A 13,842-nucleotide genomic window follows, 5' to 3' on the forward strand; every position below is an offset into this window, starting at 1 on the left:
CAATGGAAACTACAACGACGTAAGCGAGTTCCAGTGGTGGGGGCGCCATGAAGAATTCCACGGTGCCGGCGGCGGGAAAGGACACTGCCGTGACGGCCCGCGACCTGGCCATCGATCTCGCGCGCTTCGTTTGCCTCGCCCTTGTGGTGGTGGGGCACTGCATGATGACCAGCCCGGTACTGCATCCCGACGGCACCGTCACCACCGAAAATACCCTGGCCGAACAGGACTGGTTCGAACCGGTCATCTGGGTCTTCATGGTGATGCCGCTGTTCTTTGTGACCGGGGGCATCACCGGGGCGCAGTCCTGGCGGCGAATGCAGGCACGCGGCGGCAGCGGCTTTGAGTTCATCCAGTCCCGGCTGCTGCGTTTGGTCCGTCCGGCGGCGGCCCTGCTTGCGGTAATGTTCGTTGGCCTGTGGGGTGCGCTGCTGGCCGGTGTGGATCCGCAGGTGGTGCAGCTGCTGGCCAGCGGGGCCGGGATGCCGCTGTGGTTCCTCGCGGCCTATCTGGCGGCCCAGCTGAACATTCCGCTCCTGTTGGGGCTGCACCGGCGTGCCCCGTGGCTGACGCTCCTGGGGCTGGTGGCTCTCGTGGTGACGGTGGACTGCTTCCGCGGCGCTTTCCCGACGCTCGCTTACATCAACATGGTGTTCGTGTGGTGTGCCGTGCAGCAATTGGGGTTCTTCATGGCCGACGGCTGGCTTGACCGGTGGAGCCGGTCCCAGCTGGTGGGGCTGATCGCCGCCAGCAACCTGCTGATGGTTGTCCTGGTGGTGCTGGGCCTGTACCGGGACAACATGCTGGTGAACCTGAATCCGCCCAACCTCAGCCTGGTCCTGTTGGGCCTCTCGCAGGCGGCGGTGCTGCAGCTCACCCGGCCCTTGCTGAACGCACTCGCCGCCGTGCGCTGGATCAGTGCAGCGGTGGCTGTTGCGGGCCGCCACGCCATGACGGTCTACCTCTGGCATCTGCCGCTGCTGGCCGCCATGACCGGGCTGCTCCTGCTGACCGACTTTCCCAAACCCGCCTCGGGCACCGCTGAATGGTGGTGGTCACGCCCGCTCGTTTTCCTCGGCGTGGTCCTTCTCCTGCTGCCCGCGGTTCTCCTGTTCGGGCGGCTTGAGGAACGGCCGACGCCGGCCATGCACTCACGCGGCCGGGCACCGGCCGCCGTGGTGACCGCCGTCGTCGTCGTTTTTGTCCCGGTGGCCGACGCCGCCGTCAACGGCCTGACGCTGGGACTCCTTGGCGGCGGCGCCGCCTGCTTTGCGATGTCCGTGCTGCTGCTGGGGCGCGTTCCCGCCCGCGGCACTCGACCATTGCCAGCACAGCCATTAAGTGCCAATGTCGAACCATGACCGAGAACACGGCAGCCACCGAGGACCATTTCACCCCGGACGTCACCACCTTCCGGAACGATGAGCTTCACCGCTACGAACTGCACGTGGGCGGGAAGCTGGCGGTGGAAGTCAGGTTCGAAGACAAGCCTGGACACGTGGATTTCATCCACACCCAGACGTCCGAACAGTTCCAGGGCCACGGCCTGGCCAAGGTGCTCATCCACTTTGCCCTCGACGATGTTGTGGCCTCGGGCAAACGGATCATTCCGCATTGCCCGTTTACCGCCCGCTACCTGCGCAAACACGAGATCTACACGCAGTGCATCGACTGGCCCGAGGCGGCCGCCCCCAAGCTTCTGGGCACCTGACGCGCGCCCCCGAACCGGCAGCGTCCCCGCGGCACTCGTGAGCCGCGATACTTGTGGGCCGGGATACTTGTGGGCCGGGGGACATTTCCGTACGATCGGGCAGGGCTATGCAGTTGGCCTCCGGACTCTCTTTCTGGGGATCTCTTTGAATCAAAACTGCGTGTGCCGGTGCGGGTCGAGTACCCCCGGCACGTCACTCCGGCCTTCCATGAGCCCACCTGTCTGGTCCCGGCGGGTGCAGGGCGATGACTGACGAGATCGTGACTGACGCGGCGATGAGCGGCGAAGTCTTGACTAGCGAGGCCGCGGCCGGTGCCATGGCGGACGGTGAAGTGCGCCGCCACCTTGAGGGATGCCTGAACGAGGCCGTGGACCCGGCTGCAACGCTCGCTGCGGTGCCGGACCCGGAGCTGGCGCGGCTGGCGGACGGGCTGTACCGGCATTTGGACATGCCCAGCCCTGCCTTCGGCGCCCGCTTCTGGTACGTCCAGGTCACCGAGGAGCTCAGGCTGCGCCGCCTTCGCTCGTCCCGCCCGGCCGGCGTCACTCCCGAGGACCCGGTGGCAAGCGAGGTTGCCGCCGGGTAGGTGCGCTGAGTTGGGGCCCGGGTGCTCAACTGTCCGTTCGCGCTTCGTAGGGGCTTAAGCGCGCTACGTAGGGGCTTAAGTGTGCGTTCGCGTTGGTGGGGGTTACGACGGCGGGGATTGCTTTGCGCGGTTCCGCTGCCACTGCGCTGCGTGCCAGAAAAGCAGGCCGAGGGCTCCCACGAGGCCGGCGAAAAGCATCTGCGGCGCGAACGTGATCCACATGTAACTCACGGGCATGACCTGCGGCTCGGTGCCGGAGTTCAGCGATTCCTGCGCAAGCGTGAAGACACTGAACGGCGACACCAGCAGGACCGCCTCGATCACCCAAAGCGCCGCAATAAAAGGGTTCACAGCCAGACGGCTCCGTTGAACTCCGGGCTGCCCGGTGCCGGGCGCGTATCCGGTGGGATTCCCCTGCGAATCCACTTCCCGAAAATTTACCGGATCATGCTCACTGCCGGACATGTCCCCCCGCTTCCTGCTGTGATCGACGCCTGGTGCAGAAACTCTACTCTGCCCGTCCCGTGGTGTCCCGGGTGGGGGTCCCGCTCTGTCCCGGGTGGGCATTATGTGCGCTTCGGCTGCGCCGGGAAAGTCAATGACCCTGGATAACGGCCAAAATCCCCTGATTTACACGGCACGCAGGAATTACATCACAGAAGTTTGACTAAAAGGCTTACCTAAGTAAGGCTGTCCTTGCCTTGGTGCCCGCTGCCGGTGCCTGGCGCATATCACGCCGAAAAAAGGATGACCTATGACGCTGCTGCCCGACGTGGATGAACCACGCGTGGACTTCGAAGCCGGAACCGGACTTGGTGCCCAAAACATGTCTGCCCAAAACCCGTCTTTCCGAGACCAATTCGCACAGGGCCAATTCGCACAGGACCAATCCGCGCAGGACCAATCCGCGCTGGACCCTTCCGGCGTGGACTTCGGCTCCGGGGTGGAACTCGCGCTCGCAGCCAGCAACCAGCTGTTCAACGCCCGGAATGCGCCGCGCTACGTGGCCCAGGTGCTGCAGGGCGTCAACGCCGTGGCCACCAAACTCGAGCGCACCTCGAAGCCATTCACCGGCGTCGGCCCGGCCGAGATGAAGCGCCGGGTCTCGGCCGTGGACCTTGACCAGCCGCTGCCGGACACGGCCGCAGCCCTCGAGGAGCTGCAGCACACCTACCTGCGCGACGCCGTGTACTTCCACGACGCCAAGTACGCAGCCCACCTGAACTGTCCCGTGGTCATTCCTGCCCTCGTTGGGGAGGCGGTGCTCTCGGCCGTGAACTCGTCGATGGACACGTGGGACCAGAGTGCAGGCGCCACCATGATCGAGCGCCGCCTCATCGACTGGACCGCCGAGCGGCTCGGCCTCGGAAACACGGCCGACGGCGTGTTCACGTCCGGCGGCAGCCAATCCAACCTGCAGGCGCTGCTGATAGCCCGCAACCACGCGGTGGCCCGGCTGCGGCAGGATCCGGCGAACGAGGGGCTCCGCCTCCCGCTGCTACTGGAGAAGCTCCGGATCTTCACCTCGGTGGACAGCCACTTCAGCATCCAGAAGTCGGCCTCCATGCTGGGGCTGGGGTTCGACGCCGTCGTGTCCGTTGCCTGCGCGGCCGACCACCGGATGGATCCGGCCGCCCTGGCCAGTGCCCTGGCCGCAGCCCACAACGACGGCCTGGTTCCCATGGCGGTTGTGGGTACGGCCGGCACCACGGACTTCGGCGCCGTGGATCCGCTGGCCGAACTGGCTGCCCTGGCCGGAGCCTACGGTGCATGGTTCCACGTTGACGCTGCCTACGGCGGCGGGCTCATGGTCTCCAACCGCCACCGCCATCTCCTGGACGGCATCCGGCTGGCGGACTCCGTCACGGTGGACTTCCACAAGACCTTCTTCCAGCCCGTCAGTTCCAGCGCGCTGCTGGTGCGCGAGGGCGCAATGCTGCGCCACGTCACCTACTACGCCGACTACCTGAACCCGGAAACCGCGGCCCGCGCAGAGATCCCGAACCAGGTGGACAAGAGCATCCAGACCACACGGCGGTTCGATGCCCTCAAGCTGTGGCTGACGCTCCGGATCATGGGCGCAGATGCCGTGGGCGCGCTGCTCGACGAGGCAATCGACCTGGCGGCCCGCGTGGGCTCGGTGCTCGCGGCAGACGACGACTTCGAGCTGGCGGCCGAGCCCCGGCTGAGCACGCTGGTTTTCCGGTACCGGCCGGTCCTGGCAGACGGAGCACGGCTGTCGGAAGATGCCGCCGACGAGCTGAACCCGGCCATTCGCTCGGCGGTGTTCGCATCCGGCCAGGCCGTCGTGGCGGGCACCAAAGTCGCCGGACGGCACTACCTGAAATTCACGCTCCTCAACGCCGAGGCAACGCTCGAGGATATCGGCGAGATCATCGCCCTGCTTCGAAGCTCGGGCGAGAGCCTGCTCGCCGTGGGCTCGGCCGCACACGAGAGCCTGCTCGCCGTGGGCTCGGCCGCACAGACGGAGGCACACGCATGAGCACGGCACCATTTAGCACCTCAGGCGCAGGCCGCGTTTACGACTTCGCCGGCATCGGCGTCGGACCCTTCAACCTGGGGCTCGCCGCGCTGAGCGAACCGATCGAGGGCCTGGACGGAGTGTTCCTCGAGCGCCGGGAATCCTTCGACTGGCACCCCGGCATGATGCTGGAGCCAGCCCACCTGCAGGTACCGTTCATGGCGGATCTCGTGACTCTGGCGGATCCCACATCCCCCTACTCGTTCCTGAATTTCCTCAAGCAGACCGGCCGGCTCTACCGCTTCTACATCCGCGAAAACTTCTACCCGCTGCGGGCCGAGTACAACCAGTACTGCCAGTGGGTGGCCGGCCAGTTGCCGTCGGTCCGGTTTGGTGCGGACGTCACCGACGTGGCGTACGACGGCGGCGTGTACACACTTTCGGTGGACGGCCCGGCGGGGCCCGGGGTGCTTCGGGCGCGCCGGCTGGTGCTCGGCACCGGAACATCGCCCTATGTTCCCGAAGCCTGCCGCGGGATTCTGGGTGCCGGGGGACCGGCCCTGCACAACGCGGATTACCTGGCGCGGAAAAGCGAACTCCAGCAGCGGCGGAGCATCACGATCCTCGGCAGCGGACAGAGCGCAGCGGAGATCTACTACGAACTGCTTCAGGACATCGACGTGTACGGGTACCGGCTCAACTGGGTGACGCGCTCGGGGAGGTTCTTCCCGCTGGAGTACACCAAGCTCACCCTGGAGATGACCTCGCCGGAGTACGTTGACTACTTCCACGGGCTTCCGCAGGAGCGTCGCGACTCACTCATCAAAAGCCAGAAGAACCTCTACAAGGGCATCAACTCCGAGCTCATCGACGCGATCTATGACCTGCTCTACACCAAGAGCCTCTCCGGCATGGTGGACACCCGGCTGCTGACACATTCCACCGTCACCGGTGCCCGCTGGAACGCCTCCACCGGATCCCACGCCCTGGAGCTGTCCCACGGGGAGCAGGGTGCGGACTATTCGCTGGAGACAGAAGCGGTGGTCCTCGCCACCGGATACGCCTACCGCGAGCCGGCGTTCCTTGCCGGCGTGCAGGAGCGCATTGCCCGCGACAGCGCCGGAAGGTTCGCTGTCCAGCGCAACTACAGCGCCGGCGTCGAACCCGCCGAAATCTTCGTGCAGAACGCTGAACTCCACACCCACGGCTTCGTCACGCCGGACCTGGGCATGGCCGCCTACCGGAACTCCTGTATCCTCCGGGACATCCTGGGCCGCGAGGTCTATCCGGTGGAGCGCAGCATTGCCTTCCAGGAGTTCGGAGCGCCCACCGGGGTTGCGCCGGCGGATGCCGCTATGCCGGCTGGAATAGCTGTGAAGGCGGAGGTGCCCGCATGAGCTTCACTTTTCGCTGCCTCAACGCCCACGAGGACGCACCGCTCCTCCACAGCTGGGTCACCCGCCCGTACGCCTCCTTCTGGGGCATGCTGAATGCGTCAGTCGAGGACGTCGTGGAGGAGTATTCCAAGATCCAGTCCAGCGGACACCACCACGCGCTGCTGGGGATCGACGACGGCGTCCCGGCCTTCCTGATGGAGGAGTACCTGCCGTCGTTGTCGCCGCTTAACGGCGTGTACGCCGTCCAGCCGGGCGATATCGGCATGCACCTGCTGGTCGCCCCGCCGCAGGGAAGTCCGCGTCCGGGGTTCACTGCCGACGTTATGGACTCGGTCCTGGACCGGCTCTTCCAAAAGCCCGGCGTGGCGCGCGTGGTGGTGGAGCCCGACGCCCGCAACACCAAGATCCACGCCCTCAACGCGCGGCTGGGCTTTGAGCCTGCCGGCGAGGTGGCCCTTCCGGACAAGCAGGCACTCCTGAGTTTCTGTACGCGCGAGTCATTCCACTCCGCCCGCGCCGCCCGTATTTCAACCCCAATCCACGCAGGAGCAGCACGGTGACCACCCTTGAATCTGAATCTGTCCTGACCGCAGGCGATGCGGCTCCCCACCTCACGCCGGAACCCTGGGCCGCTGCCAACCGGCACCTGGTCCGCAAGGCGCTCGCCGAGTTCTCGCACGAGCGGATCCTCGTCCCGGAACCGACCGGAAACGGCGTCGGCGGGTACCGGCTCCGCAGCGACGGCGGCGCCGTTGAGTACCGCTTCTCCGCCCGGATCCTGCAACTGGACCACTGGTCCATCGACGCGGCTTCCATTACGTGCAGCCGCGACGGCCAGGACGCCCCGCTGGATGCGCTGCGCTTCATTACTGAATTCTCCGGGACCCTGGGCATCGGCCAGGAAATGCTCCCCGTTTACCTCGAGGAGATCAGCAGCACGCTTTCCAGCCATGCATTCAAGCAGTGGATGGGCCAGCCGTCGTCGGCCGAACTGGCAGCCGGCGTAACCGGGGGAGCGGACGTGGCCACGGACTTCCAGACGATTGAACGCAGCATGACCGAGGGGCATCCGTGCTTTGTGGCCAACAACGGGCGGCTGGGCTTCGGCATCGGTGACTACCGCGCCTTTGCCCCGGAGGCAGGAGCTCCGGTGCAGCTGGAATGGATCGCGGTGCACCGCAGCAAGGCGGTCTTCACGTCCAGCGACGGGCTGGACTACGCCGCCCACCTGGAAGCCGAACTGGGGGCAGGAGCCTTGGCTTACTTTGACGCCGAACTCGGAGCCCTTGGCCTGGACCCTGCCCAGTACTTCCTGATGCCGGTGCACCCGTGGCAGTGGGAGAACAAGCTGACGGTCACGTTCGCGGCCGAAATCGCCCAGCGGCACATCGTCCACCTCGGAATCGGGGCCGACAGGTACCAGGCCCAGCAGTCCATCCGCACGTTCTTCAACACCACCGCACCGCAAAAGAGCTACGTTAAGACAGCCATGTCCGTCCTCAACATGGGGTTCATGCGCGGGCTGTCGCCGCAGTACATGAAAGCGACGCCGGCGATCAATGACTGGCTCCAGGACCTGATCGCCGGTGACGAGGAACTTCAGGGCCGGGGGCTCGCCATGATCCGTGAAGTGGCGGCCATCGGCTACCACAACGGCTACTACGAGGCAGCCGCCGCGAAGGGCTCACCCTACCGCAAGATGCTCTCCGCGCTGTGGCGGGAGAGCCCGCTGCCGTTGCTCAAGGACGGCCAGCAGCTGGCCACCATGGCCTCGCTCCTGCACGTCGATGCCGCGGGCAAACCCATGGTCTCCGCGCTGATCGAGCAGTCCGGGATGGAGCCGGGCGCGTGGTTGCGGCAGTACTTCGAGGCGTACCTCGTGCCGCTGGTGCACTGCCTGTACCGCTACGAGCTGGCGTTTATGCCGCACGGCGAGAACGTGATCCTGGTCCTCGAGAACGGCGTGCCGGTCCGAGCCGTCATGAAGGACATCGCCGAGGAGATTGTGGTGATGGGGGACAGGCTTGACCTGCCCGAAGCGGTGTCCCGGATCAAGGCGGACATTCCCGACGGCGACAAGGTCCTGTCCATCTTCACCGATGTGTTCGACTGCATCTTCCGCTTCCTCGCCGCCCTCCTGGAGGAAGACGGCGTGCTCAGCGGCGAGGAGTTCTGGCGCACCGCGGCGGCGGCGGTTCGCGGCTACCAGGCGGAGCACCCGGAACTCGAAGACCAGTTTGCCCGCCACGATTTGTTCGCCCCGGACTTCGAGCTGTCCTGCCTGAACCGGCTGCAGCTGCGCAACAACCAGCAGATGCTGGACCTGGCTGACCCGTCCGGGGGCTTGCAAAAGGCGGGAAGGCTCGCGAATCCGCTGGCCAAATTCGCCTGAACCCGGCCATCAGGCACGGCTGATTCGTCGGTGCTGCGGGGCTAGGCTGTTGGCATGACGCCGAATACCGCCAGATCCACAGCCCTCGTCACCGGCGCCACCGCGGGACTGGGCGCCGAATTTGCCCGCCAGCTTGCCGAAAAGGGAAACAACCTGGTGCTCGTGGCGCGCGATACGGCACGGCTGCAGGCCACAGCGGACGAGCTGCAGCGGCGGTACGGAACCACTGCTGAGGTGCTGACCGCGGACCTGACCGACGACGGCGGCGTGGCCGCCGTCGTCGGACGCCTTTCCGACCCCTCGCGGCCGGTGGACCTGCTGGTGAACAACGCCGGAATCGGGCTGCTGCACAACTTCGACGAGAACCCCATCGAGGACGAGAGGAAGCACCTGAAGCTGCACGTGCAGACGGCCATGGAGCTCAGCCACGCCGCCCTTCAAGGCATGCTGGCCCGCGGTTCCGGCCGGATCATCAACGTGGCCAGTGTGGCGGCTTTCCTTCCCCGCGGTTCCTACTCGGCGGCGAAGGCGTGGCTGCTCAGCTTCAGCCGCTGGGCGAACCTTGCCTACTCGCCCCGCGGTGTGAAGGTGACCGCCGTTTGCCCCGGATTTGTCCACACCGAATTCCATGACCGGATGGGGATGGACAAGTCCGTGGCCCCGGGCTGGACGTGGCTGCGGCCGGGGCGCGTGGTCCGGGAAGCACTGGCGGACAATGAGCGCGGGAAAGCTGTTTCCATCCCGACCAAGCGCTACAAGGTGCTGGCCGCCGTCGTCCGCGTGGTGCCGGACAGGTTTACGGCCGGGCCGCCGCGCCGGCCGCAGGAGCCGGGCGCCGGTTCCGGCGCGAGCGGATAAGCAGCACCACGAGGATTCCGACGCCGGCGCCCACCACGGTCTCGACGCCGCGTTCGACGATGAGCACCTGCGGGTCCGCCGGCGCCGCCAGCTGGGTCATCAGCAGGATCACCGGAGTGAACCAGACCATCGCCAGCCCGTAGTGCCGGGTCATGAACAGCTCGGTGCCGAACTGGAAGACGATCACCAGCAGCGCCAGCACCGCGGCCTCCGCTCCCGGGAAAAAGTGCAGCGGAGCCCATGGCCCCGGCAGAAGTACGACGGCGACCAGCACCAGCCCGAGGAACGTCCCCATGATCCTGTGGATGCCGCGGTGGACGCTGCTGGGCAGGTCCGCGCCGGCGAGGGGAACCGCCGCGGCGGCCATCGCCCAGTGCGGGTGGCCGCTTCCGGTCAGGACGCCGATGGTGCCGGCGGCGCCGACGGCCAGCACATAGCGGGCTGCCTGCACGGCTGCCCGGCGGCGCAAGGCCCCCCGCAGCCGGGCGGACGGCCGCGCCGCGCCGCGGCGCCATGCCCTGCCGCGGATCCAGCCGCCGAATCCTACGAGCAGGGAGAAGGCGGCGGACCCGGCAGCGATGAGCAACGCAACGTACCAGGGTACGGCGGTGGGAACTGAGGCGCAGGCGCCCAGGGCAAGGATCCCGAAGAAGGGGCCGTTGGGCCGGAGATGGACCTTGTCCGAATAGACCGAACCTGCGCCGGCCAGTAGGGCTTCGATGCCAACGAGCCACCATGAGTGCAGGCCGTTGACCGAGAGGAACACGCCCACGGCCACGCCCGAAAGCAGGACCAGTGCCGCCTGGAGCTGGTGTTTGAGCCGGAGCTGGTGCGGCTCCGAGCGGCCGTACATACCGGTGAGCGCGCCGAACACGGCGTAAATGGTGAGCTCCGGCCGGCCGGCGAGCAAAAGGACCAGGGAGGGGACGGCAACGCTGATGGCCACACGCCAGGCGGAGAGGTGGTCGTTGTTGGCGGGGCCCAGGCTGTGGAGCTGCCTCAGGTGGTGCACTACAGACTGCACCGGCACGACCCCTTTCACCCTACGAAGGTAGCACCGCCACAGAGATCTCACCGCGGGCTGCGTCACAAAGTGAGACAGGCAACAGGGCCGGTTCAACCGGGCAGCGCGAAGGCCGGGCAGCGCGAACGACCGCGCAGCGCGAAGGCCCGCGCAGCGCGAAGGCCCGCGCAGCGCGAACGCCCGCGCAGCGCGAAGGCCCGCGCAGCGCGAAGGCCCGCGCAGCGCGAAGGCCCGCCCGGTATGCCCTCGGAGAAGGGCAGCCCGGACGGGCCTTCAGTCGCGTCAGCCTTGGGCGCCAACAGCCTGCAGCATCAGGCGCGGGCGGGCACCTTGTTCAGTTCGTCGTCGAGGTCCTTATCCAGGTCCTTGTCCGGGTCCCTGTTGAGTTCATCGACGGTCTCGAACGGCAGTTCGTCGAGATCGATCAGCGGGTTCTCGTCCTGGGTGGCCACCAGTTCACGGGCCTCTGCCGGGGTGTCCACGCTGGGCATGGAGCCGGGCAGCGGGCGCTGGGCGGATTCCTTGAGGAAGTAGATGGCCACGGCACCGACGGCCGAGGTGGCCATCAGGTAGTAGGCAGGCATCATGTCGTTGCCGGTGGCGTTGATGAGGGCATCCACGATGAACGGCGTGGTGCCGCCGAAGATTGCCACGGAGAAGTTGTAGGCAATGCCCATGGCCCCGTAGCGGCTGGCGGTGGGGAACTGCGCCGGCAGCGCCGAGGCGAGGTTCGCAACGTAGAAGGTCACGGGGAACGCGATCAGCGACAGGCCGGCCAGGGTTGACCAGATGCTGCCGATGCCGATCAGCATGAACGCCGGGGCGGCCAGGACCACGGTGCTGACGGCACCGATCCAGAGAACCGGGCGGCGGCCGATGCGGTCAGAGAGCTTGCCGGTCAGCGGAATGCAGAGGCTCATGACCACGAGCACCGGGATGGTGAGCAGCGTGCCGTGGACGGAATCGTAACCCTTGGACTCGGTGAGGTAGGTGGGCATGTAGGACGTCAGCGCGTAGCCGGCGGTGTTGGCCGCTGCCACGAGGATCATGGCCACGATGATCGAGCGCCAGTAAGCCTTGACGATGCCCACGGGGCCCTTTGCTGCAGCGTCATCACCGGCGGCAGCATCCTTGGCGAGTTCCTCCTGGGCGTCCAGGGTTGCCTGGAACTGGGGGGATTCCTCGATCTTGTTCCGGAAGTAGATGGCGATCAGGCCCAGGGGACCCGCGATCAGGAAGGGCAGGCGCCAGCCCCAGTCCTCCATGGCGGCCTGGCCCAGCGTCAGCTGCAGCACGGACACCAGCGCGGCGCCCAAGGCGAAGCCGAGGTAGCTGCCCATGTCCAGGAAGCTGGCAAAGAAGCCACGGCGCTTGTCAGGCGAGTACTCGCTCACAAAGGTGGTGGCGCCGGCATATTCACCGCCGGTGGAGAAGCCCTGCACGAGCTTGAGCACCACCAGGAGGGCCGCTGCCCACATGCCGATTTGCGCGTAGCCGGGCAGGAGGCCGACGGCGAAGGTGCTCGCCGCCATCAGCATCAGCGTGGCCGCGAGGACCTTCTGGCGGCCGACCTTATCGCCCAGCCAGCCGAACACGACGCCGCCGAGCGGGCGGGCGATGAAGGTGGCAGCGAACGTGCCCAGGAGGAACAGCGTCTGCACGCTCTTGTCCGCTTCCGGCAGGAACACAGGCCCCATGGTGGTGATGAGGTAGCCGAACACGCCGACGTCGTACCACTCCATGGTGTTGCCCACGATCGTGCCGCCGAGGGCCTTCTTGAGCATGGGCTGGTCGACGACGTTAACGTCGGATACCTTGAGCCGGCGCCGCGCGAGCAGCTTTGGTTTCTTCGCACTCTGGGGTGCGGCCTGGTTGGTTCCGCTGGCGTTCCTGGCGCCTGCTGAAGAGTCGGTCGTGCTTCGGTCTGTGGGCATTTGGGCAACTCCTGTGGAGGTCATTTGCTTGCGACTTATAGCTGCCCCGCTCCGGGCAGGCCTTCAATTTTACGGGATTTCCGTGGATTTCGAGAGTTGGGTGCCGTATGATCGCCCGGTTTCGGGGGCCAAACGGCGCTGAAATCAGATTTGTTTTGGCCGATCTGGCCCCGCCATCCTGCGGATTTTCGGCGGCGGAGGCGATCGTTATCAAACCTTTTTCTCGCACAGGGCTTTCCAGGCCCGATTCTGCGCCGATTCCGGCCCTGCCAGGCGAGCCGGAACAGCCACGGACGGGTGCCGATTGAACCGTTCAACCGCGGTGCTCGTCTGATTGGTTAGGGCCGGCTCAGGACCCGGGAACATTGGACCGGGAAGCCGGGCTGAGGCTTCATGACTTTCGAGACAGTTCGTTAATTCCAGACAGTTCATAACTTCCAGATGGGGTGTTCGCCATGGACTACGAGATCAACGGTCTGCCGATGCATGTGCTGCTCGTCCACGCCACGGTGGTCTTCGTTCCGTTGGCGGCCCTTTGCACGCTGCTCAGCCTTCTTTGGCCCGCCGCCCGACGGCGTTTGGGGATCGTCACACCGCTAATTGCCCTGTTGGCGCTTGTCCTGGTGCCGGTCACAGCGGCTGCCGGCGCGTGGCTCCTGGACCGTGTTGATTCCACCCCGCGGATCAATGCCCACATGCAGCTTGCCGGGACGCTCCTGCCGTGGGTGGTGGGCGTGTTCCTCGTGGCCCTGGCCCAGTGGCTGTGGTTCCGCTACGGCACCACGCAGGCAGAGGGGATGCGGCGGCGAATGGGCACCGCCGGGTCCCGCATCGCCGGGATTGTCGTCGTCGTGGTTGCCCTGGTGCTCTGCGGCGGTGCAGTAGCCGCCGTGGCGCTGATCGGGGAATCAGGGTCCAGGGCGGTTTGGGAAGGATCCTTCCGGACCGGGGCCGACGACTAAAAAGTCTCTTCCCGGACGGCCTGATTCTGCCTAAGGTGGACCCATGGGAACACTGATCTTCGAGTAATGCCGGCTCTGGCATTCGCCGCCGCAATCAACTCCGCTGTTCAGGTTTCTGGCTTCGCAATGCTCCTTTGCTGGGGCAGGGCTTCCTTGCCATCCGGTACCGGCGGAATCACGGATCTAATATGGGGAACACTTCATTTCATCGCGGAAGGAAGAACAAATGGCCGACTCCTACAACGGAAGCAGCATTAAACCGGCTGTCGCTGCGCATCTGGCGGAATCGATGGACATGCCGCCGCTGCCCACTCCCGAGACCCTGGCCGTGACCGCGGCAATGGGCGGGGCAAAACAGTGGCCGGATGGCAACGGCAAACGGCGCCACCCCAAGGAACACGGCGCAAGCCCCGGCCGCCTTGGACAGGGCGCTGCTGTGACGGCAGTCCACCGGACCAGCCGCCCGCAGATGCCGCACTCGTCCTGACCAGCTGA

The 13,842-nt window shown here is 66.3% G+C and carries 13 protein-coding genes; 10 read left to right on the forward strand and 3 right to left on the reverse strand.

What is annotated here, in order from left to right; all coding sequences use genetic code 11:
* Positions 1-47 precede the first annotated feature (47 nt).
* The 3 genes from AC57BR_RS14520 to AC57BR_RS14530 all read left to right on the forward strand — a co-directional run bounded on the left by AC57BR_RS14520 (position 48) and on the right by AC57BR_RS14530 (position 2,298).
* Positions 48-1,361, forward strand: coding sequence for an acyltransferase family protein (locus AC57BR_RS14520; RefSeq protein ID WP_496361719.1), 1,314 nt, complete (start codon positions 48-50; stop codon positions 1,359-1,361).
* Complete coding sequence (locus AC57BR_RS14525; RefSeq protein WP_496361721.1) at positions 1,358-1,711, forward strand: GNAT family N-acetyltransferase; 354 nt, start codon at positions 1,358-1,360, stop codon at positions 1,709-1,711. Before AC57BR_RS14520 ends, AC57BR_RS14525 begins: the two co-directional genes overlap by 4 nt.
* Positions 1,712-1,956: 245 nt before the next feature.
* The gene (locus AC57BR_RS14530; RefSeq protein ID WP_496361723.1) at positions 1,957-2,298 is read left to right on the forward strand and encodes a hypothetical protein; all 342 of its coding nucleotides are present in this window, start codon (positions 1,957-1,959) and stop codon (positions 2,296-2,298) included.
* A 102-nt stretch (positions 2,299-2,400) separates the two neighbouring features.
* Here AC57BR_RS14530 and AC57BR_RS14535 read toward each other — a convergent pair whose 3' ends face one another.
* Positions 2,401-2,649, reverse strand: coding sequence for a hypothetical protein (locus AC57BR_RS14535; RefSeq protein ID WP_496361725.1), 249 nt, complete (start codon positions 2,647-2,649; stop codon positions 2,401-2,403).
* A gap of 403 nt (positions 2,650-3,052) precedes the next feature.
* Here AC57BR_RS14535 and AC57BR_RS14540 point away from each other — a divergent pair, with 403 nt between their 5' ends.
* From AC57BR_RS14540 to AC57BR_RS14560, 5 genes are read left to right on the forward strand one after another with little or no spacing between them, the layout of a single operon-like run.
* Positions 3,053-4,801 carry a pyridoxal phosphate-dependent decarboxylase family protein gene (locus AC57BR_RS14540; protein WP_496361727.1) on the forward strand — a complete coding sequence of 583 codons (1,749 nt, stop codon included), beginning with the start codon at positions 3,053-3,055 and terminating at the stop codon, positions 4,799-4,801.
* On the forward strand, positions 4,798-6,177 hold the full coding sequence (locus tag AC57BR_RS14545) for a lysine N(6)-hydroxylase/L-ornithine N(5)-oxygenase family protein (protein WP_496361729.1): 1,380 nt from the start codon (positions 4,798-4,800) through the stop codon (positions 6,175-6,177). The genes AC57BR_RS14540 and AC57BR_RS14545 overlap by 4 nt, the downstream gene beginning before the upstream one ends.
* A complete protein-coding gene (locus AC57BR_RS14550) occupies positions 6,174-6,737 on the forward strand; it encodes a GNAT family N-acetyltransferase (RefSeq protein WP_496361731.1) in 564 nt (187 codons plus the stop codon). Before AC57BR_RS14545 ends, AC57BR_RS14550 begins: the two co-directional genes overlap by 4 nt.
* On the forward strand, positions 6,734-8,569 hold the full coding sequence (locus AC57BR_RS14555) for an IucA/IucC family protein (protein ID WP_496361733.1): 1,836 nt from the start codon (positions 6,734-6,736) through the stop codon (positions 8,567-8,569). The genes AC57BR_RS14550 and AC57BR_RS14555 overlap by 4 nt, the downstream gene beginning before the upstream one ends.
* Positions 8,570-8,623: 54 nt before the next feature.
* On the forward strand, positions 8,624-9,427 hold the full coding sequence (locus tag AC57BR_RS14560) for an SDR family NAD(P)-dependent oxidoreductase (RefSeq protein WP_496361735.1): 804 nt from the start codon (positions 8,624-8,626) through the stop codon (positions 9,425-9,427).
* On the opposite strand, the gene AC57BR_RS14565 is transcribed toward AC57BR_RS14560, so the two are convergent.
* Positions 9,366-10,451 (reverse strand): FUSC family protein, encoded by a 1,086-nt coding sequence (locus tag AC57BR_RS14565; protein ID WP_496361737.1) that lies wholly within the window; start codon positions 10,449-10,451, stop codon positions 9,366-9,368. The two genes, AC57BR_RS14560 and AC57BR_RS14565, sit on opposite strands and share 62 nt — an antisense overlap.
* 311 nt (positions 10,452-10,762) lie before the next feature.
* The gene (locus AC57BR_RS14570; protein ID WP_496361739.1) at positions 10,763-12,385 is read right to left on the reverse strand and encodes an MFS transporter; all 1,623 of its coding nucleotides are present in this window, start codon (positions 12,383-12,385) and stop codon (positions 10,763-10,765) included.
* Between the two features lie 455 nt (positions 12,386-12,840).
* On the opposite strand from AC57BR_RS14570, the gene AC57BR_RS14575 reads away from it, so the two are divergent.
* Both AC57BR_RS14575 and AC57BR_RS14580 read left to right on the forward strand, forming a co-directional pair.
* A complete protein-coding gene (locus AC57BR_RS14575; RefSeq protein ID WP_496361741.1) occupies positions 12,841-13,347 on the forward strand; it encodes a hypothetical protein in 507 nt (168 codons plus the stop codon).
* 226 nt (positions 13,348-13,573) lie between these two features.
* A complete protein-coding gene (locus tag AC57BR_RS14580) occupies positions 13,574-13,834 on the forward strand; it encodes a hypothetical protein (RefSeq protein WP_496361743.1) in 261 nt (86 codons plus the stop codon).
* The last annotated feature ends 8 nt before the right edge of the window (positions 13,835-13,842 follow it).

The organism is Arthrobacter sp. BGA-UO-ETr-C19, from assembly GCF_059568005.1.